Source organism: Anaerocolumna sp. AGMB13025 (genome assembly GCF_029689925.1).
GTDB lineage: Bacteria > Bacillota > Clostridia > Lachnospirales > Lachnospiraceae > Anaerocolumna.
This window is the reverse complement of record NZ_CP121445.1, coordinates 2,074,672-2,095,260: the sequence shown is the minus strand read 5'-3', so window position 1 is coordinate 2,095,260 and position 20,589 is coordinate 2,074,672. Positions and strand designations below refer to the sequence as shown.

The following is a 20,589-nucleotide window of genomic DNA, read 5'->3' as shown; positions in this document are numbered from 1 at the left end:
TATCCCATATACTACTCAAACTGAAACCATAATGCAGGACGTACGGTAAATTCATCTTTGTCGGCAGCTGCATACCCATAATCCATTACCTTACCGCTTACAGAAAGAAATGCAGCACTGTCCGGTCTTGCACCAGGTGAACGAAGCCAGCTGTTATTCTTAAATTCAGGGAACAGTTCACTGTATTTTTGTACTTCCTCTATGCTCAAAAGGAAGATATAATCTTTGGTATCACTACCGCCTAAGGTATGATAGGATTCATTATCTTTATTCTTTACCTCTGAAAGAGTTATCTTTTGCTGTTCTAATTCAGAAAAGGTGTTCGTAAGATACTCAGAATTAAGCCATTTTCTTAGTGAGGAATTTTCCCAGGTGGTATCTCCGGAAACGTCGTTGTAGGCTCTCTCCGGCAGTGCCGTCTTTTTCAGCAATAGTACCTGGTTGCCCTGAAATTCAAGGATTTTCCATTTAAAACCACCTATGGTGACGTATTTACCAACTTCGCTGTTTTTAATAGCTTGCTGCTCCATGTTGACTTTTTGTGCTTCACTGTCTTTATAATTCCCTGCCTCTGCGAAAGCTTTTCCAGCGCTTTCAAAGTTACCTTTTTTCTTTTCTTTTTCTCCATACAGATATTCACTTTTTGCAAGTCGTTCAGTACAGTCTTTATATGGGCCAAGCTTCTTATACATATTTATGGACAACTCATAAGAATGAGTAAACATAAATGTGTTTGCTAAATAATACTTAGCATGGGAAGTCTGCATTCCTGCCGCTAATATCAGTATGATGACTACCGCAGCCCCAAACTTTATTACTCTCTTTTTAGCCTTCTTGATTTCAATCTGATCGATTAGGCGTTCGCACTCCAAAGCCTGTGCATCGGCATCCAGATAACCACTTACTTCCTTAAAGTTCTCTGCCGCTAATTTGTAATCTGCCGTATGTCTAGCTTTTTTCTTTTTATTCTGCGCAATTTCATAGACTTCTTTTTTGATTGTCCCATCGGTCTTTGTGGCCAGATTACTACACTGACCGGCAAACCCCTCTGCCTCTTTGTAGTCGGAGAATGACTGAAATTTAACGGAAACCTGCCGGTACATCTCTACCTTGGAACTGCTGTCCGGCATACATTTAATACAATTCATCAAATTAACCAGTTTTTGATAATCCTGTTCTTTTTGCTCCTCCAGGTTTTCTACTGTTTCAGGTTTTATAGGAGTCGTCTTGCTGGCTGCTTTCTGCTCTTTTTTTATTTTTTCTGATGATACATTTTTTTTATTTTCCATAATAACTTATACTTACCTGCCATTCTTTCTTATTTGCCAATCAAATCCTCCCCGGCGTTCATGGGGAAACCTTTCTAACTGCCACCTTACAAATAGTTACATTACTCCCCTTAACTCAGTTAATCCAGCAATCAAGGAAAGATATACTTTTCTCTTATAACCGTAACATTATAAATCAAAGGCGGACAGAAATCCAGCATTTTTTTATGACCAGTTATGTTAAAAGAAAGATGAAACAGGCTGTTGTAAAAATTACGCAAGCATACCTCTTCTACAGCTTTAAGACTCATTACAGTCAAAGCATTGGCAGCCCTACCATTTTTACAACAGCCCTTGATTTATTTTATATAAAAGATTAGAATATCAAATTACATTGTCTCCTTGGGGACAACCGGTATAATGGGATGGGACGGAACACTTGGTCTTTCTGGTAATACCGGTTTCTGCTGTTGCTCCGGTATTTCTGGTTTCATTTCATTACCGCCGCCGATGGTTTCCATAACATTAATTTTACCTTTTGCAGTTGTAATAACGGTGTTGCCCTCACTATCCGTATAGGTTATTTCAATGGTTAGCCCATTTATTTTGGTATTATACGGAGCTGTCCAGGTTCCTTCATAATATCCAGGCGAAGTTTCCGTCATAGCTGATCTGGTAGTTTTCGTTACATCATAACCGGAGAAGAGTATCCTAAACGCCCCTGTTCCACCTGTACTGCTTCTAAAACTGATATTTATGGTCTCACCGCCATTTAAGTTCACATCTTCAGAAGGTGTTACCGCTTCTATTCCTTGTTCAGACACAATATTTACTTTTCCCTGTGCAGTTGCAGTTACGGTATTACCTGCGCTGTCAGTAAATTCAGCTTCAACGATCAGACCGCTTATGTTTGCCTTCGGTGCGATAAACGTACCTGTATAATAGCCCGCCTCGACTTCTTCCATGGCAATCAGGTTATTGCTCTGTGCGTTTATACTGCTTGGAAGAAGGACACGAAATGCTCCTCTGCCGCCTGGTTCGCTTCGAAAGCTGACCGTCAGCGCTTCACCAGGAGTCAGCTGAACATCCTGCTCCGGCTGTAAGTCAGTGATAACTGGAAGCTGCTGTTTCACAGATACGGTTACGGTTTTTTCCGTCTTATTACCTGCCAGATCATAGGCTGCTAACTGAAATACGTTCTCACCCTCATGAACAATCTTTTCAATATGGAAGGCCCCTCCTGTAACTACAGCTGTCTCCCCGCCGATTTCCAATCGGTCCAGGTGAGCATCGGAGACGGTTCCTATAATATCTACCACTCTTTCCTTGGTGACGGAACCGTCTGCAGGTGATGAAATTGTTAATTCCGGCGGCAGCTTATCCTTTATGACGGTCTTTGGTGCAGAGGGTTCTGTTTCCTTACCATTTAGTTCCGACGTTGCGGTAATTATACTTTCCTCCGCTGTTAGCGGTATTACTTTATGAAAGGTTTTGTTCACCGCATTTACTTCTTCCACTTTAACTCCGTTAGCATATAGATTAACTTTTCCGTCTGCTGTTACAGTTCCTTCTACCAGAATACTATCCTGATTGGTATAGGTTACATCTTTTAAATTAGTTATAACCGGAGTATCAACCGAATATTCCATTCTGGCCCTTATCATTAATCCGCCTTCCGTATCTTCCTCTGCCAGGGGTGTAAAGGTATCCCCTACATACAGATAAGATCTGTCACCATACGGACTTGCTTCATCAATGCCTGTTCCAGGTGATGCTGTACCGGCGGCAGTCTGACAAGTAGCAATGTAAAAATCTTTATCCGTTGAGAATCCAAATTCCGATAAATCAATATAATTCCATTGACCTCTCACTACGTTAACTACTTTTGGTGCTGTATCGAGTTTTACCGGATTTCCAGTTTCATCCGTATCATAAAGAGTAACTCCAATCTGTGTACCGCCAGGACTTGGCCAGTCAGTTCCCCAGAAAAAGATGTTAGCGCCTTTCACTTTTCCAAAACCAGAAGGGCTCACTCTTATTGCTAATCCATTCCCTGCTGAATTCAATACCAGTGCATTTTCTCCTGTGCCATCATCATAGACAATTTCTTCTTCATAGCCTACAAACCGCTTTAACGCCACCTGGATATCTGTGGTTTCATTACCGGCTACCGTAACGGTGGTTTCTCCCGGCTCAAATCCATCTGCGATTACTTTTAAGGTATAGGTGCCTTCATAAATCTCAGGAATTACAAAATTCCCGTTTTCATCTGCAGTTACCACCGGTACTTTGGAATCCTCCTTAACCCTTATGGTGGCAAAGGCAGCCGGAGTTTTGGAATACCGGTCTACTACACGGCCGGTAATTGTTCCTTTGGGCATTTCCTCTAAAACAAAGTTCTTTTTCACTGTTTGATTTTCTCCCAGATGCACCTGTCCTTCTGCCGGATAATATCCATATGCTTCAGCTCGTAACGTCCAGGTTCCATTTGCGTCATTCATCGCATGTTTTAAGGTATATCTTCCATCTGCCGGGTTCGTTCTTGCACTTCTGCCTGTTTCAAGAACGGTAACCACCGCATCTACCGGTAAACCAGTGGTTACTGAGGAAATTGCACTTACTTCCTCATCACTGACAGTTTTGTATTTTGCGTTCTTCTTCGTCTCTACTGCTTTTAAATCAAGCTTAAAGGGTTTTGGCTCGGTCTCTTTCTTCGTAACCGTAAGGTCAGTATTTTTATTTATTTTAGTTTCTTTCTGAAGTTTACTAAGAGTATCATCATTTACTGTATCAACTAATACATAGTCAATATACCAGCCTGCTTTGTTAACAGAGCTGTCGCTTGTTAACAGGAATCTTACTTTAACGGTCTGACCAGCCAGAGAGGAATTAAGCGGCAGATCAAGATTGGTCCAGTTCTTCCCATCTCCTGTAAAATATCCTCCCGGTACAAGATCTGTCCAGGCTGACCAGTTAGCTCCATCTTTCTTAGCAATCTGGATATATCCCTTGTCATATTTATTCTCCAGTTCATACCATTGTCCTACTGTCAACACACTGTTTTCCCCAGCCGGCAGCCTGATTTCAGGTGATTCAATATAGCAGTTGCTGCTATTGGCATAATTTCCAGAAAGATTGGTAGCATAAACCTTAGCCCCATAAAATCCTGTTCCAGGTCCCGAAGCCGGGATTCCCCAGGCCCAGGAATTATTGGTACCACCTGCTGTAAAGTTCCCGTTATCCTCTTCAAAATCAGCCAGGAATACATAGTCTCCCAGATTCCCAACTACGATTGTCAAAGGCTGCGATAAATCGCTTTCATTCCCTGCATAGTCATATGCTGCGACTTTATAATAATAGGTGGTTCCTGTTTCAATGGTATTATCTCCAAAGGAAGTACCTGGTGTATCACCTATCCGCTCATATCCGCTGTCAATGGTTTCCGAGCGGTAAATCCTATATCCTGCGGTATCAATGTCTGAAACTCCATTCCACTGTAAGGCTGCTGTTCCAAATACAACTCTGCCGTTTAAACCTGCCGGTGTACCCGGTGCTATGGTATCGGTAGCTATGAGTTTTGCGTTATCCAGATACCATCCGGCTTTTTGGACCGAACCATCCGAGGTCATTCTAAAAGCGATAAATACTGGATCTGGAGATCCAATATACTCATTTAGATTAATAACAATTTCCTTCCACTGGGTCTGTGTACCGGTATAGACAGGACCGACCTGATTCCAGGTCTCGCCATAGTTATTAGTAACATAGATGGTGCCCTTATCACGGTTTGCTTCCATATCAAACCACTGGCTGATTCGAAACTGTGCCAGGGTTAAATCTGTATTCCTTAAATCAAGAGGTACTGTTACCAGTACGCTGTCAGCATTATTCGCATAATTACCTTTTAAATTAGTTCCGATTAGTTTTGTTCCGCTAATAGGTGTAGGTCCTACTCCTTTAGTCGGTTCTCCCCATTGCCAGTCCCCATTTAAACTAAAACCAGCAATACTGCTTTCAAAATCATTGGAATACTCATCCGGCAGAGCACCAAATTTTACTGAAATATTATACTCGCCGGTGGTAACCACATTACCGTCATAATCCCTGGCTTTTATTTTATAGCTGACTCCCGCCTGTTCCAGAATATCCCCGGGTATAGTTCCCGAATAGATACCAGACTTATAATCCCCTGAGGTTCTTGTTAAGGGTAAGGTAATCCAATAGGACTTTCCAGTTACCTTTACTAACAGTTCTGTATCTATGACCGACACATCATCTGATATTTCAGCCGTGACTGGGATGTCCGCTCCTAAATAAGTTTCAAATATCTGTTGATTATGCTCAATCACAGGATTAGTTAAATCTTCCCCTTCTTTTAATACCTTGCCTTCAATGGTACCGGTTCCTCCGGCTATTTCAGATACTGCTGCAAATGCATCAATTAACCCGTAGCCATATCCGTTGTTGGGGTAACCTGGGTCATCGCTGTCTTCTTTATGGACTGCCGTACTTTTTAGCAGGTTCTCTACTTCTTCAATGGACAGCGAATTATTGGCGGATAAAATCAAAGCAATGGTTCCGGTAACTGCCGGAGCCGACATACTTGTGCCACTCCAGCCGCTTTCATACCCTCCGGGAACACTGGAACGTATATTCACACCAGGGGCAGAAACATCCGGTTTTAAGTTATTATAAGGTCCCGGGCCTCTTCTTGAAAAATCACCTCTGACATTGTTAATGTCTAAGGCCCCCACTGCAAAGCTTTCCGGATAGTTAGCTGGTGCGCTTACCGACGCCGGGGGGGCTGCCTGGTTCTCTTGATTTCCGGAGGAGAATACCGGTATAATACCGGCTGCTCTCCAGGCAGTTACCATAGGTCTAAACCATTCATCCAGACCCGGACCACCGCCCCAGGAGTTATTAATTACATCCGGTGCGGCTGCCGGATCGCCGCCTGGTGCCAGCATCCATTCTGCTGCCGATAATATAGCATCATCACTGCCGCCATCCGGGGTAAATGCTTTGGCCGTTATCCATTTTGCCCCAGGCGCCGCTCCTACTTTATTACTCCCATCCGGTTCTTGTCCCAAAATCGTTCCAAGTACATGGGTGCCGTGGGGAATGCTTGGTTCATCTACCGGTAATCTGGTCCCATTTACAGGATCAAACCAGTTTCCCTCGGGATTTGGATTAGCAGGGTCATTTGGATTATACCCTCTCCATTTCGTCATAAGGGCCGGGTGGTTCCAGGTTGCGCCAGTATCGATGGTGCCGACTACGACTCCCGTACCGTCTATGCCAAGACTCCATACTTCATTTGCCCGGATTCTTTCCACATTCCATTCTACTCCGGCTGCATTCGCTTGAATTTGTTCCTTGGAAATTTCAGGCTTGTCTAACTGAACTATTTTATTTTCGTAGATTTTCTCTACTTCGTTCATGTAAGAAATAGTTTCCAGAACATCTTTTGTTGCCTTAACATATATGGCATTGATTATGTAGTAGGGTTTATATTCCAGGATATTTCCCTTTTTTTCTTCCTGGGTAACGTATTTTAATAACTTTTGCTGGGTATCTTCTGCATTATCCTTTAAAGCCCCTATTACTTCTTTTCTTACTTCAATTTTAGCTTTATGGGGGGTTAAGGCAGAAGAGAGTTCACTCTTTGCCTCACTTGCAACTCCCATACTGTCTACCTGACTCTTCAGATAAACAATCGCTTCGGCATAGCCTCCGTCTGTCAGAGAATCTCTGAATGAAGCATCCATCTTGTTCAGGGATTCTGTACGTAGATCCCCCTCTGCGGAAGAAAAGACCTGAGAATAATTTGCTTCTGCCATGGCAGCGGCAGGGTTAAATATCATTAGTAAAAGTAATAATGCAGTAATAAATTTTCTAAACTTACCCTTATTCAATTTTTATTCACTCCTAAACTCATTATATTTTTAAAAATATCTGCTCTGTGATTTACTTTCCTCCTTTCGTTTTTATTTGAGCAGCTATCTTTAATTCCCCTCGAATTATAATGACGCTTTATTCGTGTAACGCTTTACAGATTTGCCTCATTAAAAAACTATGTTAGATAAATGTATATTCGAAAATTCTTTTTTTTATGCCTACAATTGTAAAAACTTTATTTAATTTTTCATTTCCTGAAATTAGTTTCGTTTCTTAAGTTGACGGCAGGAAGGAATGAATATTATTAAGTAAATTGCAAGGTATAATTAGCGGAAAAAACAAAGATTATCTTTTGTAAAATATTTGTTCCATAACTTCTGTTGTCCCTGCCGTTCTCAGGAGGGTATTGGTGTTTGCCCCGTCAATAGCTGTCAATAAAAGCTCCGATAACTCTGATTTAGCAGTCTCCGGCACCTTAACTCCTGGTCCTAAGTGGTTTTTCAGCCTGCAAAGCGCTTAGTACACAAGTCCCTTTTTTTGCATTGAGTAATTATTTATTTAAACTATCATACATTGTAATAAATAACTTTTAACTTAAATTACGGAGCTTCCAATGCGAAACCAAGATGGCGTATCCATTATTACCTGTACTCATTTACCAATTTATATGAATAATATTTTTGATAATTATGCCAGACAATCTTATCCTGTTAAAGAACTGATTATCATCCTTAACAGCTCCTGTTTAGACCTGTCCGACTGGTGTAGAAAAGCCCAGAATTACGACAATGTCAAAATCTTTAAACGTCCGGAGAGTGAGTCCGTTGGCGCGTGTTTAAATTTTGCAGTGAAACAGACCAATTTTCCCTATCTTGCTAATTTTGACCATGATGATTATTACGGTCCAAATTACCTGTATGATTTTATGACTATAGCACCTTATAAAGAAATCAGTGTCTTTGGTAAAAAGACTCATTATGTTTATTTTAAGGATCAAAACAATCTGGCAATTATACATCCCGGGAGAGAAAACGAGTATGCCGATTATATTATTAACTGTACTCTTTTTGTAAAAAAGGAGATCTTTCAAAAAGTCCGGTTTATCGATGATAATGTTGTTGATGAGCAATTCGGGGCGGATTGTACTAGGCTGGGTATTCCCATCTATGCTATCGGCAAATATAATTTTGCATATATCCGGCGTGATGATTTAAAACTTCATACTTACAAACTGGATAACAAACAGTTATTACAGCAGTATTGCCAGTTTGTTGCCAAGGTTGATGACTTCAAGCCCTGGGTAAATGCAAGAGCAGGTTTACCTGTATTAACTAAAAATCCTTACACTCTATAAAGCGTAAGGATTTTTGGTTTTTATATTTGCGATTTAAGTGGGGCTAATATAGTCCATGAGTTCTGTCTTAAGCAGTTTATGCTTTAATGCCTCCAGCCTATTTAATTCGTTCAGCGTAGTTTGCTCCAGCTTGAAACGGTTGTTTCCAGACTTTATTTCATTAATTAGCTTATTAAAATTTAGGAGCCGGAAATCCATACAATTCCCACCTTCCATTTTTGAATAAATATACATGGGTCTGATTCGTAATTCTGAGATTATGGTAAGCTGTTTTCCCTCTATCTTTCCTTTGGATATTTTTAGACGGATCAGGTTATTAAGACGGGAATTGGGGATGTGGTCATGGCAGGATATTAAATCTCCCAGAGCATAGACAATCAGCCCCTGTTTTTTTACACCCGAATAAGGGTCAACAAAAGCATATTTTTCCATTGGCTGAATACCATGGGGATGGTTACCCACAATAATATCGATCCCCAGTGACAGCAGTTTATGTCCCATGTCTATTACATTACGGATTGGATACGCTTCAAATTCCAGGCTCCAATGCAGACAAGCAATTATCAGATCTGCCTTTCTCTCGGTCTTTGCTTTATTAATCTGTTTTTCAATGAAGGAAATATCACAATCCGGACGGTTCAGCCTTATGTAATTAACCAGATACTCTCTGCCCTCTGGTACTGTTTTCCCATTGGTTGAAAACGTATAGGAAAGAAATGCAATCCGTATTCCATTCTTCTCGATAACCGGAAAGTCGTCTCTTTGATTTTCATTTCTTGCAGTGCCCACATGAGGACAGCCCTTTTTATCAAGAAAATCGAGGGTTTCTAGTAAGCCTGCTTCTCCCATATCCAAACAATGATTATTGGCAGTAGAAAAGAAATTAATCCCCTTTCCTTTCCTGAAAAGAAGTTCAAAGACTTCCGGGGTATTATTGAGTGCAGGTGCTTTTAATATATTCACTGGCACAAAACTGGCAGAGGCGGATGGGACTACCGGTGTTTCAAGATTAGCACAGCAGATATCTGTATCAAACAAAAAATCTTCTGCCTCTTCCCACAAGTGGAGGGTGTTGTCTGGTCGTATATGATGGGATGCCAGAATATCTCCGCCTGCCGTAAAACTAAGTTTCCCCTCTTCTTTAAAATTATTTAGTAATGTAAAATCAAGCTCCTGTTTTTCAAAAAATTCTTCTATATTTTTACCTTTTTCAGCCTTTTCTACCGGTCTATAAAAGTATTTATATCCCCACCAGAGTTTCTCTCCAATGCTCATACAGGCGGAATTTCCTTCTGATTCTCTGGAATAAAGAAACTTACTCCTATGTAACCATCCGTCAATTTTGCAGATAAATTTTAATGTTGCAGTTATCATCTTAGTCCTCTTTTCCTTAAATCGTATCCAAAAGTTCTTCCACCTGCGAGAGTTTCTTTACTATTGGTTTATCAATCATAAGTTCTCCTCTCATTACCATCTGTACTTGAGATAACCCTCGCAGATTAGTTAATGGGTTTTCCTTTACCACAATTAAATCGGCTGCTTTCTTTGGTTCTATGGTACCGGTTATATGATCGATTCCAAGAATCCTGGCATTATTTCTTGTTGCATTCTGTATGGCCATTTCTGGAGTCAAACCAGCATATCTGACCGTATAATCAAGTTCCCTCCAGGTATTGTATTGTGTAACAAAAGGACAGGAGGCGTCCGTGCCCAGACCGATTAATACACCGGCTTTTGATGCATTTATTAAGCCTTTTACCATTCCCTCAAAGACTATATTGGAGTTTTCTACATTGACGGGACTCATAAGAGTATCGTTCGGATTTAACTTACAGATGGTAATTGCCGGGTAAAGTGTAGGGATCAGGCTTGAATATCCTCTGAGAGACTTAGGATTATTTAAGAAAAGCTCAATTATCTCCTGATCAAATTCACTGCCGTGTTCAATGGTGTCTACACCGCCCTGTAAGGCAAGTCTGACTCCCTCCGTGCTTTCTGCATGGGCAGCTACTAAAAAGCCGATTTTATGTGCTTCTTCACATACAGCACTGACCTCCTCCAGTGTCATTGCCAGCCTTCCTGCCTGACCGATTACTCTGCTGTCCGTCACACCTCCGGTAACACAGATTTTAATCAGGTCTACCTGCTCATGTACATTCATACGTACGGCCTTTCTGGCCTCCCAGGGAGAATCCGCTATGGCTGCAAAACTTCCGGAGCCATGTCCGCCGGTAACAGAAATGGCTTTCCCCGCAACAAGCAGCCTTGGTCCGGAAAAATTACCTGAATCAATTTGATCTCTGATCTTAACATCCGAATAAAATAAGTCTCCAACAGCCCTTATGGTAGTAACCCCTGAATTAAGTGCTGCCATTACATGGTCTTTTACCATACGGTCAAGGATTTTTCGCCCAAGGGCTGTTTTTAAGAGTCCTACAAGCTTCTCCTGTGACTTCCCGCCACTGATGGCTTTCATCGGTTTACCGCTGCCGAACAGATGGGCATGGGCATTAATCAGCCCAGGCATTACATAATTACCCTTTAAGTCAAGCTTGTTATATTCTTTTGGTATTTTCACCTCTGTAACTTTTCCAAGCTGTTTGATATTACCGCCGCTGACCAGTATGGACATATTCTCCTGAATACCGGTACCTATTCCATCAATAATGCGGCAATTGGTTAAGGCATAATTTGACATGTTTACATCTCCTTTATTCTTGTTAGCATAATAGACAATATTAAGGCTATTGACTTTATAAAGTATGGGGGCTAGTATAATAGTAGTTTTTGTAACTTTTATAGGAGGAACGGGCATGGATATTATAAAGCTGAAACAGATCAGGAAATCAAAAGGGTATACCCTGTCAGAACTTAGCAGAATGACCGGCTGTACTTCCAGTTATCTGTCCCAGTTGGAGCGAGGACTAAAGCAGCCGTCTTTGGATATGCTTAGGCGTATCAGTAATTGTCTTGAAGTCCAGGTATTTGACCTTTTATCAGATAAGGAAGGTTCTAACACCTGGATTAAAAATACTGTTAATAAAAAGTATGATATCATCCGGGAGAATAGCAGAAAAAAATTCATCATGCCGGAAATTCTTACCGAATATGAATTTATTACACCATATTCTGCTGACGAAAGTGACAACTCCCGTATTATTGGAATGCATATTACACTACAGCCTGGTAAATGGTCCTGCGAAAAACCAATTTCTTTAAACTATGATTTTAGTATCTTTGTAATAAAAGGAACCTGTAATGCTATCATAGGGGAGGATACCTCTATTCTAAAAGAAGGTGATAGTATCTATATCTATTCTGGAATAATGCATAATTTTTACAATCCAGGGGATACGGCTCTTAGTATGGTGGGCTACGGTGTGCGTAATCAGCCCTCTCTATGAGATTCCTTTAAATCTGATGATAAAAACCATATTATTTATTTCATAAAAAATTATCAGATAAATCTCATATAATAAATCTTATATTTTAAATTTCATAAAATAATTTTATAATTAATTTATAATTCCTAATTATATTATTATAGATTTTAAACTAAGATACCAAAATATTAACTTACAGTTAATTAACTATGAGTTAATATTAATCCGTATGTATCTCTCTGTCAATAAAAAAATCTATGATTTTGAATATAACAAATCTATGACTTTGAATATATATATCTATATCCGATATTTGTAGTCTCCCTGAATAGATTCTGATATAAAAAGCAGAAGGAATACAAAATGTCGATTCCTTCTGCCAGCAATTCACACCAAGCGTTATTAAATTTCCTTGAACTACCGTAATTCCAAAGATAAGGTCTATTTTCTGATCATTACTATTTTACTTTTTTATAATTGATTCTTACATAATAATGATTAAAATCTGTTATTCATTCATGTATAAATAAATAATTAAATTAACAAAGATAACCTGACACAATGCTGTCAGGTTATCTTTGTTATGATACAGTTACAACTATAATCAATCAAACAGGAGGATTCATTCATGTATAATAAATTCCATTTACCAGAACCCATTGAACAGCAGTTTCATGCTGCAAATACAGACAACCCAGAAGGCTTTTTAGCCACCTTCAAGGAAGATGCCACAGTATTCGATGCTGGAGTAGAATACTATGGTAAAGCCGCTATAAAAGAATGGAGTAATAAAGTCTATTTTAAAGATCACTTAAGATTAGAACTTACTAATGTAGTACAGCATAGTAAGGAAACCGTTGTTACAGCTATAGCAGACGGCGATTTTGAAAAAAGCGGTCTGCCAGATCCGCTTTTTCTGGATTTCCATTTTGTTATAGAGGACAGTCATATAAGTAACCTGAATATCGTACTATCTTCTAATAGCAAAGCGATACCTCTGCCACCTTCTATTGCTGCCTATTATCACGCTTCCGATATATATGACAATGCCTTGCTTGCAGACTGTTTTACAGCCGATGCACTTTTATATGATGAAGATGAGGAATTTCTTGGACCTGAGGTAATCAGCAGTCATATTTTAAAAGCGAACCGAGAGGCAAAAGTAACTTTAGAGATTATGCGCTTTGTGGAGTATAATACTGATTTGGTTGCAACTGCCATGCTTCAAGGTGAATTTGAAGGAAGTCCCCTGCCACTGGATTTTCATTTTACTCTGGAAAACGGAAAAATTAAGACTTTAAATATTACTTTGGAGAAGGATGTATAACTTGATAAATATGTGTTTCACCCAGAAGAAAAAAGGGTTACGGTTTACTGGTATGTTTTCACCCATGGGGGATTTTAGACATTCTTGTGGGTCTTCTAAGCTAGATTTGGGCTTTTTGTTAAATAGGACAAACATTTTCTTGATAAGAGAAAAAGCCTGTACACATGACATAATTTGTGTACAGGCTACAATACGAATTGTATAACAGGCTTCTGGAGCATCAAGCAGTCTGTAAACCCAATTTTTATATTCCTGCTTTATCACTACTGCTTTTCTACTACTTTCTCGTTCCTGCTTTCTTATTCCTTCTTTTCATTCCAAATTCTCATTCCAGATTCTTATTCTTGATTTTAATTCCTGATTTTTATTCCTGATTCTTATTCCTGATTTTCATTCTTGATTTTCATTCTTGATTTTCATTCTTGATTTTCATTCTTGATTTTCATTCTTGATTTTCATTCTTGATTTTCATTCTTGATTTTACAATTAACACACGGGTGGGTCTTGCCCCAAAGCTGGTCTGCTGCAACCGCCCATTTATCAGCAGCTTCACAACATTTTTGTTTTAATTCCTTAACATCTTCCGGGTGAAGCAGATCGGTTGATTTTGCTCCTGACTTCTCAACCATTTCTACCAAGCGCTCCGGATTATCAAGGAGCGGGCACGGACGCAGGTGATTGCTGTTAAAGGGTTGATTTTTATAATACTGCATAAACAGCGGAGCCTGCAATGCTTTAAGTAAAGTTGTATTGTGAATGTTTGAATCAGAATAATGGACGAAGGCGCAGGGTTCAATATCCCCGGCAGAATTAATATGCAGATATCTCCGGCCTCCGGCAACACAGCCACCGGCATGTTCTCCATCATTCCAAAAATCCACACTAAATATTGGTTTTGTCCTGCGGAATTCATTAACTTGGTGATACATAAATTCACGCTGCTTGGCACTTGCTATTAACTCCGGTACCGCATCTGCACCAACTGGTATATAAGTAAAAAACCAGGTAAACTTGGCACCTTTGGCAACTAAATCATCAATAAAAGCTTCACTTCCCACAACCTCTGCATTCTTTCTGGTATAGCAGCAGGACGCACCAAAAGCAAGCTTTTTCTTCTTTAATATCTCCATAGCTTTGATTACCGCTTGATAAGTCCCCTTTCCCCGTCTTGCATCTGTCTCCTCTTCAAAACCTTCTATACTGATTGCCGGTATAAAGTTCTTTACACGAAGCATTTCATCAGCAAAGGCTTCATCAATCAGTGTGCCATTGGTATAAGCCGTAAAAATACAGTCTTTATGTTTTTCACAAAGTTTAATAATATCACGTTTACGGACAAGTGGTTCTCCGCCGGAATAAGCATAAAAATGTATTCCCATCTTCTTACCCTGCTTAATAATATCATCCAGGGTCTTATAGCTTAAGGATTGATTATTACCATATTGTGCCGCCCAACAACCAGCACACTTTAAATTGCAGGCAGAAGTAGGGTCCACTAGTATAGCAAAAGGTATATTACAGTTATACTTCTTTTTCAGTTTATCATGTGTCGAACTGGAGAATATCGTAGCATTAAACAAAAAATTCTGGAAGAAGGTCTTTCTGATTCCCGGATCAATATCCTCCCACATACTAAGTATATATTTGTACCAATTGTTATCCTTATTCTCCAATATATTTCGCAGTACTTTACATTGTGCTTTCAAAATATCATTTTTATCCAGCTTGTCAACTATGTTAACCAGCTTAAGCATTCGCTTTTCCGGATTGTGATTCAGATAGCTATAAACCATATCAGTCATTATTGTCAACGTTTTTTCTTTTAACATATTAGCCTCCTACTATACTTTTTTATAATTAATTTATGATTTTAGGCTGTAAATGTTCTTGTTGAAATATGGTTTATTTTATCGGATTGGATAAAGACAATTGTATTAGTATTTAGAATTTATTGAGGTATCAACATATTTTTTGCTGACAACACAAACAACAAAAAAGTAAAAAAAGTACATTATAAAAAAGCATAAAGAAAATCCACTTGCAGATTTTGTTAATATGTTTTCCATTGCAGAGGGTAAATCCGAATTCAATTTATAATTCAAAAGAGGTACACTTATTACCAACAAAACAAAGCACATAATGGTAGGAATAAATAATTTTAATAAAATCTGTGTTTTTACTAATAGCTTTATCTGTGCTTTGGTTTTCCCTATATAATGCAAGATTTGTAGTTCTTTAGTTTCTCGTTTAAGTTCAATAATCTGCTGTAAGGATAACACTGAAAAATAAATAACAATGAAGATGATGCAAAGGCTAATTTGCAAAAAGCCCATCCATTGCTGGCTTCCAGTGTTAAAAAGCAAAAGATCTGAGTGTAGCATAAGTGTTCCAAACATAAAAGACATTGCTGAAAAGAACAGGCACATACAGAATATGCCGTTCATAACCGCACTGGTTTTCGTTCCAGATGTAATCTGCGCAATCATGTAAAGCCGATTATTTTGGTACAAAGATACTGACTGATTTCTCCTTTTTTCTGCAAAGTACTGAAACAGCCATTTATAAAAGGAAAAAATGGAAAACAGTAGAGGTAATGCGATAAAGGAAATCAATATAGAAGATACTTCTTCCGTTAATCGCACAATACCAAAGAGTAATCCAATCAAAATGAAAAAACTAATGCAAAAGGTGATTCCCCAAATTCGATATTGCTGCATTCCGCCCAATTTCTGATTGAGCTTCTTTTCAATCATAAGTTCTCGAATTTGAAGGTTACTTATTCTTTGCTTTGCGCAAAACACGGACAACAGCTCTACTAAACAAAAGTAAAATAATGTTTGTGTTAAACTCCTTGCGACAAAAGCAAATTGAATTCCAAAAGTATTAAAAACCTGAAACATCGTAGAAAATAAAATAAAGTATATTCCAATGCCAATTAAGCAGCCTATTATAAAACATATAATACCTATCATTAAGAATTCGCAAAGAAACATCCAAGACAACTTACTCTTTTCCATTCCAAGTAACAAGTAATTAGCAAATTCCTTTGCGCGTTGCTTCAACATAAAGTTATTTATGTATCTTACTAAAATTACCAGAATCAAGGTAATTAGTATGGGAAGAGAACTGGTTTGAAAGCCCGCTTGAACTTTTCCGGTTATAGCTATGTAGTTAGATACCATCATGATAACGATTAAGATTGTTAAAGCCGTCATGTACAAGAGATAATCATATATAGAACGTTTTGCGTTACGAAGTGCAAGTTTAAGATACATAATTATCATCCCCTCCTATCTGGGCAACAACTTCTAAAATGCTTGTGAAGAATTCTTGCTTTGTCCGTTGTTCGCGGTCGAGCATATCCTTTATTTCACCGTCCTGCATGAACAGGATTTTATCACAATAACTGGCGGACATTGCATCGTGAGTAACCATTAGAATGGTTGCGCCATATTCTCGACGAAGCATTAAAAACGTATCCAATAATTGTTTTGCTGAATGAGAATCCAATGCGCCGGTTGGTTCATCTGCAAGAATTAAGTTGGGATTAACAGCTATAGCCCTTGCACAAGCGCAACGCTGACGCTGACCGCCGGATATTTCATAAGGAAATTTAAATAAAATATCTGCTATTTCAAGTTTTTCGGCCAGAGCATCAATTATTTGCTTCACATTTTCTTTCTGCATTTTCTTGATTGTCAATGCCAGTGCAATATTTTCATAAACTGTTAATGTCTCAAGAAGGTTGTATTCCTGAAAGACAAATCCTAAATAATCTCTGCGGAATTTGGCTACATCCTTTTCGGAAATATCCACAACGTTTTGTCCGTTGATTTCAATAGTCCCACTCGTCGGTTTGTCAATCGTAGCGATCAAATTAAGCAAAGTGGATTTTCCCGAACCAGACGCACCCATGATCCCCACAAAGCTACCTTGCGCTATCTGGAAACTTACGTTATTTACCGCTAACGTAGATGTGTTTTCATAGTTTTTTTTAACATTTTGCAGCCTTAATATAATTTGCGTGTCGCTGGTATTTTCATGTAGTTCCCATTTATCTTGACCAAGCCAGCTTGTAATAATATCCATAAGTATTTCGTTTGATTTTTCTTTTAGCTTCTCATCAGGGATATGTTCCCCAGATAATAATTCGTTCAAACTAATTTCAAAAAGGTCACATAAGGGTGTAAACAGAGATAAATCCGGCATCGATTTTCCGGTTTCCCATTTTGATACTGCTTTATCAGTAATTCCTAATTTTTCGGCTAATTGATTTTGTGTCCAACCTCTGACTTTTCGGCATTCAGAGATAAATTTTCCTATTTTTGATTGATTCATTCGTCCAGACCCCTTTCTTGATTATATCTTATAAATACCGGTACAAAACTAACACCCACCTGTGGTAGAATTCGAAAGCAATATGAAATATATACTCTACCATTGGTTGATTAGTTTAAAATACTTATTAAAAACCTATACTGTTTCAACAGTAAATTTTCATTTTTATGCTTTTACGTACGATTATTCATTGTCACTGTATCCTTTGCAATACCTATCTTCGGCTTAAATGAACTTCTGCTAAATTATACTAATATTATTATTTTCTTTAATAATATTTATTGAAATTCATATCAACATTCGTATACTTTAATATCTGATCTCGAAATTGCAAAGATTGCTTCGACACATTCATATTATCCATTTAAGAGCTCCCTTATATCCTTTACACGTTTTAATCCGTTACTATTTTTCTTATATAGCTTGTTATCATTTAATTTTCCATTACATATCCTTGTAAAATATCAATTATTTCAGTATTATTACACCTACGTGCAATATCTAACATTGTGCAATTCCTTACAAACTCATTTGAGTATGTTTTGACTAATTCAGGCTTTTTATTTAGTAATTTCAATACCAGATGTTTATCACCAGATCTGATAGCACTAACAAGCGGGTTTGCATTCATTACCGTATCATCCATATATATATCCTTCTCTATCAATACATCAGCAACTTCAGTCATATTCATTTTTATAGCATTTAATAATTCTATTCCACCAAATATATTAATATCAATGCCAGCTTCGATTAAATATGATGCTATATCATTTTTACCTATATTAATTGCATAGTTTAATAAGGAACCATCAAGTGTTACACAATTTTTTATATCATTATCTTCAATGCAGTATCTAAATTCCTTTATACCTTTACTTAATTCTGCAACAGCAGAGTTAATTTTCTGAACATAGTAATCTTCTTCTCCCCAATAAGTATCGGGGTTATATCTGGATATAAATTCTTCATATTCAATCTCGCCTGGTTTAGGCGATAATTTTACTGCTTCAACAAATTCTGAGTCTGGTATATAAATCCCCTCGAGAATATCATCAATTATAATATTCGGAGCTGCATACCGTATTTTCTTATTCAAATCTAAAATACGAATCTCACCGAATCCCTTTACATATTTTTTCCCGTCTACTTCTATTTCACGGTGTTTTCCATTTAAATCATAGTTAAGAGGTGATTCACAGAATAGTTTTAACTGTTCATAAAATTTGTCATCTAAACTGACCTTTTGATTATTAGCGGATTTATTATCATTCCAACCAATATTAAATGCATTTTCAAAATGCTGAAACATATACTTATTTAAGTCTTTATTCATTATAGCCTCCTTATTTATGAATTCTTATCATGGATGTGCTCACTTCGTGAGAGCCATGATATTGAATTAAGAGACATGGATTTATTTAAGTAGTTGAAAGTCCTAAAGCTTAACCATATTAAATTTTATATGGTTTCAATTTTTATCTGCGCATTCATTTCCGTAGCCTTTTCTAATGCATGTCCAAATATCTATGTAACAAACAACATAATCTAAACCATTCTCTTTCAAATACGTTAAATGAATGAAACTAATTTTATATCCTCTTCTTTAATTTTATCAAACAATTCATTTTATCAATAAGATTAAGTTGAACTTCAGTATATAGAAAGCCTCTAACTCTTTAGTTTTTTTGTTGTTCATAATTTTCATATTTCTTAATCATTTTTTTGTCAAATTCAGTTGGTTCTGTTTGCTCTTTAACTAATATTCCCCTATCATCCCATTCCATAAATGACTCACAATATCCATATTTGTAACTACCCTCATACTTTTTTTTACCATCGTCATAACATTGAAAGGACTTTCCATGTTTTGTACCTTTATACATGTAGCTAATACTTTTTACATTACCATTCTCATAGAAACAAACATATTGACCATTTGAAATACCACGAATATAATAGCAGTAGTAATTTAACTTTCGATTTTTATATAGCTCATATACAACTCCCGTAACAGGTTCTTCTACTCCATCTTCTGAAATTCTACACACCTGTTGCCCATATTCTCCACCATAATAAACGATATCTCCGTCAAAATACAGACCTGTTTCCATAACTTCTTTTTGAGTCAAAATTATTTCTTGTTCCATTTATTCACCTCATTCTTATTTAATCTGAAATTATATTAAATCCTTGTAAACTTCATAGGAATTGAATTCATTCAATTCCTTGGTGTTCTCCCACCGTTTTAAATTTTACTTCGGTCTCCTCTCTGAGAATAATTGATTTTAATCCACTTTTTAATTCGCATAATAAAACGCACCTTTCGCAACAAATTTTAATGTTACAAAAAGTACGTTTATACAAGAGTATTGTAACTACTCCTAAAAATCCGATTGTATATCCAAGGCAAAATTTTTCGCTAAAGTCTCTTAAATGTTATTAATATCTCCTGCCATCTCTTCGTAAGAGCTCCGACATTAATTAATTTAAAAGACTGGGATTTAGATTGTTGGAAGTCCTAATGTATAACCATAATTAACTTATTTCAGAAAGCCAGTTATCCAAAGCATCACCCTCTAAGATTTTTTCAGATGGTTGTATATCTTTAAAATCAATTGTCGGTTTCTTTACTATCTTTACAGCCTCAATTTCTTCTCTGGTAATGTACTTAATAAAAACAAACTGCTCTTTCTTTTCAAACACATAATCGTGTGCCAATTGTTCCGAGTTAGTCCATACCATATATGAATTATTTAATACATCATTTTTAAATATTTTATCTGCAAATAATTGAAAATACTCCTCTTGATATTTTATAAACACATCTTCTTTGTATATAACATCTACTTCATCTATATTTACGCTTTTCATAAAAAAATCAATATGTTCTTTTCCTAGAACATCAATATAGTTAGTAAAACCGTCTTCTTTTATATGAGATGTAATTATAAATCCCCCATTTCGTTTTTTAATTTTATATATAGAGCCATTATATTCACAATGCAAATCACTCATATC

At 37.5% G+C, this 20,589-nt stretch carries 14 protein-coding genes; 3 read left to right on the top strand and 11 right to left on the bottom strand.

Going from position 1 to position 20,589, the window contains the following annotated elements:
- Positions 1–11: 11 nt before the first annotated feature.
- From QA584_RS08460 to QA584_RS08450, 3 genes are all read right to left on the bottom strand, one after another.
- Complete coding sequence (locus QA584_RS08460; protein ID WP_278274081.1) at positions 12–1,289, bottom strand: DUF6273 domain-containing protein; 1,278 nt, start codon at positions 1,287–1,289, stop codon at positions 12–14.
- Between the two features lie 368 nt (positions 1,290–1,657).
- Entirely contained in the window at positions 1,658–7,183 is a 5,526-nt protein-coding gene (locus tag QA584_RS08455; protein WP_278274080.1) for a S8 family serine peptidase, read from the bottom strand.
- A 328-nt stretch (positions 7,184–7,511) separates the two neighbouring features.
- Entirely contained in the window at positions 7,512–7,640 is a 129-nt protein-coding gene (locus QA584_RS08450; RefSeq protein WP_278274079.1) for a hypothetical protein, read from the bottom strand.
- Between the two features lie 139 nt (positions 7,641–7,779).
- Here QA584_RS08450 and QA584_RS08445 point away from each other — a divergent pair, with 139 nt between their 5' ends.
- Entirely contained in the window at positions 7,780–8,520 is a 741-nt protein-coding gene (locus tag QA584_RS08445; protein WP_278274078.1) for a glycosyltransferase, read from the top strand.
- Between the two features lie 33 nt (positions 8,521–8,553).
- Here QA584_RS08445 and QA584_RS08440 read toward each other — a convergent pair whose 3' ends face one another.
- Together QA584_RS08440 and QA584_RS08435 are read right to left on the bottom strand one after the other, a co-directional pair.
- Positions 8,554–9,894, bottom strand: a complete 1,341-nt coding sequence (locus QA584_RS08440; RefSeq protein WP_278274077.1) for a CapA family protein — start codon at positions 9,892–9,894, stop codon at positions 8,554–8,556.
- Positions 9,895–9,910: 16 nt separating this feature from the next.
- On the bottom strand, positions 9,911–11,218 hold the full coding sequence (locus tag QA584_RS08435; RefSeq protein WP_278274076.1) for an amidohydrolase family protein: 1,308 nt from the start codon (positions 11,216–11,218) through the stop codon (positions 9,911–9,913).
- 115 nt (positions 11,219–11,333) lie between these two features.
- On the opposite strand from QA584_RS08435, the gene QA584_RS08430 reads away from it, so the two are divergent.
- Together QA584_RS08430 and QA584_RS08425 are read left to right on the top strand one after the other, a co-directional pair.
- Entirely contained in the window at positions 11,334–11,924 is a 591-nt protein-coding gene (locus tag QA584_RS08430; protein ID WP_278274075.1) for a helix-turn-helix domain-containing protein, read from the top strand.
- Positions 11,925–12,531: 607 nt separating this feature from the next.
- On the top strand, positions 12,532–13,230 hold the full coding sequence (locus tag QA584_RS08425; RefSeq protein WP_278274074.1) for a nuclear transport factor 2 family protein: 699 nt from the start codon (positions 12,532–12,534) through the stop codon (positions 13,228–13,230).
- 455 nt (positions 13,231–13,685) lie between these two features.
- Here the strand turns inward: QA584_RS08425 and QA584_RS08420 are convergent, their stop codons facing one another.
- From QA584_RS08420 to QA584_RS08395, 6 genes are all read right to left on the bottom strand, one after another.
- Positions 13,686–15,059: a radical SAM protein gene (locus QA584_RS08420; RefSeq protein ID WP_278274073.1), complete on the bottom strand. Its 1,374-nt coding sequence runs from the start codon at positions 15,057–15,059 to the stop codon at positions 13,686–13,688.
- A gap of 105 nt (positions 15,060–15,164) precedes the next feature.
- Positions 15,165–16,505: an FtsX-like permease family protein gene (locus QA584_RS08415; RefSeq protein ID WP_278274072.1), complete on the bottom strand. Its 1,341-nt coding sequence runs from the start codon at positions 16,503–16,505 to the stop codon at positions 15,165–15,167.
- Complete coding sequence (locus tag QA584_RS08410) at positions 16,495–17,568, bottom strand: ATP-binding cassette domain-containing protein (RefSeq protein WP_278274071.1); 1,074 nt, start codon at positions 17,566–17,568, stop codon at positions 16,495–16,497. Before QA584_RS08410 ends, QA584_RS08415 begins: the two co-directional genes overlap by 11 nt.
- A gap of 433 nt (positions 17,569–18,001) precedes the next feature.
- On the bottom strand, positions 18,002–18,904 hold the full coding sequence (locus QA584_RS08405; protein WP_278274070.1) for a DUF7919 family protein: 903 nt from the start codon (positions 18,902–18,904) through the stop codon (positions 18,002–18,004).
- Positions 18,905–19,247: 343 nt separating this feature from the next.
- Entirely contained in the window at positions 19,248–19,718 is a 471-nt protein-coding gene (locus QA584_RS08400) for a hypothetical protein (protein WP_278274069.1), read from the bottom strand.
- 388 nt (positions 19,719–20,106) lie between these two features.
- Positions 20,107–20,586: a hypothetical protein gene (locus QA584_RS08395; RefSeq protein ID WP_278274068.1), complete on the bottom strand. Its 480-nt coding sequence runs from the start codon at positions 20,584–20,586 to the stop codon at positions 20,107–20,109.
- Between the last annotated feature and the right edge of the window lie 3 nt (positions 20,587–20,589).

Excerpts from the sequence above, each read along its gene's own strand:
- QA584_RS08400 (WP_278274069.1), bottom strand. The coding sequence starts at position 19,718 with ATGGAACAAGAAATAATTTTGACTCAAAAAGAAGTTATGGAAACAGGT.
- QA584_RS08430 (WP_278274075.1), top strand. The coding sequence starts at position 11,334 with ATGGATATTATAAAGCTGAAACAGATCAGGAAATCAAAAGGGTATACC.
- QA584_RS08460 (WP_278274081.1), bottom strand. The coding sequence starts at position 1,289 with ATGGAAAATAAAAAAAATGTATCATCAGAAAAAATAAAAAAAGAGCAG.
- QA584_RS08395 (WP_278274068.1), bottom strand. The coding sequence starts at position 20,586 with ATGAGTGATTTGCATTGTGAATATAATGGCTCTATATATAAAATTAAA.
- QA584_RS08420 (WP_278274073.1), bottom strand. The coding sequence starts at position 15,059 with ATGTTAAAAGAAAAAACGTTGACAATAATGACTGATATGGTTTATAGC.
- QA584_RS08445 (WP_278274078.1), top strand. The coding sequence starts at position 7,780 with ATGCGAAACCAAGATGGCGTATCCATTATTACCTGTACTCATTTACCA.
- QA584_RS08440 (WP_278274077.1), bottom strand. The coding sequence starts at position 9,894 with ATGATAACTGCAACATTAAAATTTATCTGCAAAATTGACGGATGGTTA.
- QA584_RS08405 (WP_278274070.1), bottom strand. The coding sequence starts at position 18,904 with ATGAATAAAGACTTAAATAAGTATATGTTTCAGCATTTTGAAAATGCA.
- QA584_RS08425 (WP_278274074.1), top strand. The coding sequence starts at position 12,532 with ATGTATAATAAATTCCATTTACCAGAACCCATTGAACAGCAGTTTCAT.
- QA584_RS08435 (WP_278274076.1), bottom strand. The coding sequence starts at position 11,218 with ATGTCAAATTATGCCTTAACCAATTGCCGCATTATTGATGGAATAGGT.
- QA584_RS08415 (WP_278274072.1), bottom strand. The coding sequence starts at position 16,505 with ATGTATCTTAAACTTGCACTTCGTAACGCAAAACGTTCTATATATGAT.
- QA584_RS08410 (WP_278274071.1), bottom strand. The coding sequence starts at position 17,568 with ATGAATCAATCAAAAATAGGAAAATTTATCTCTGAATGCCGAAAAGTC.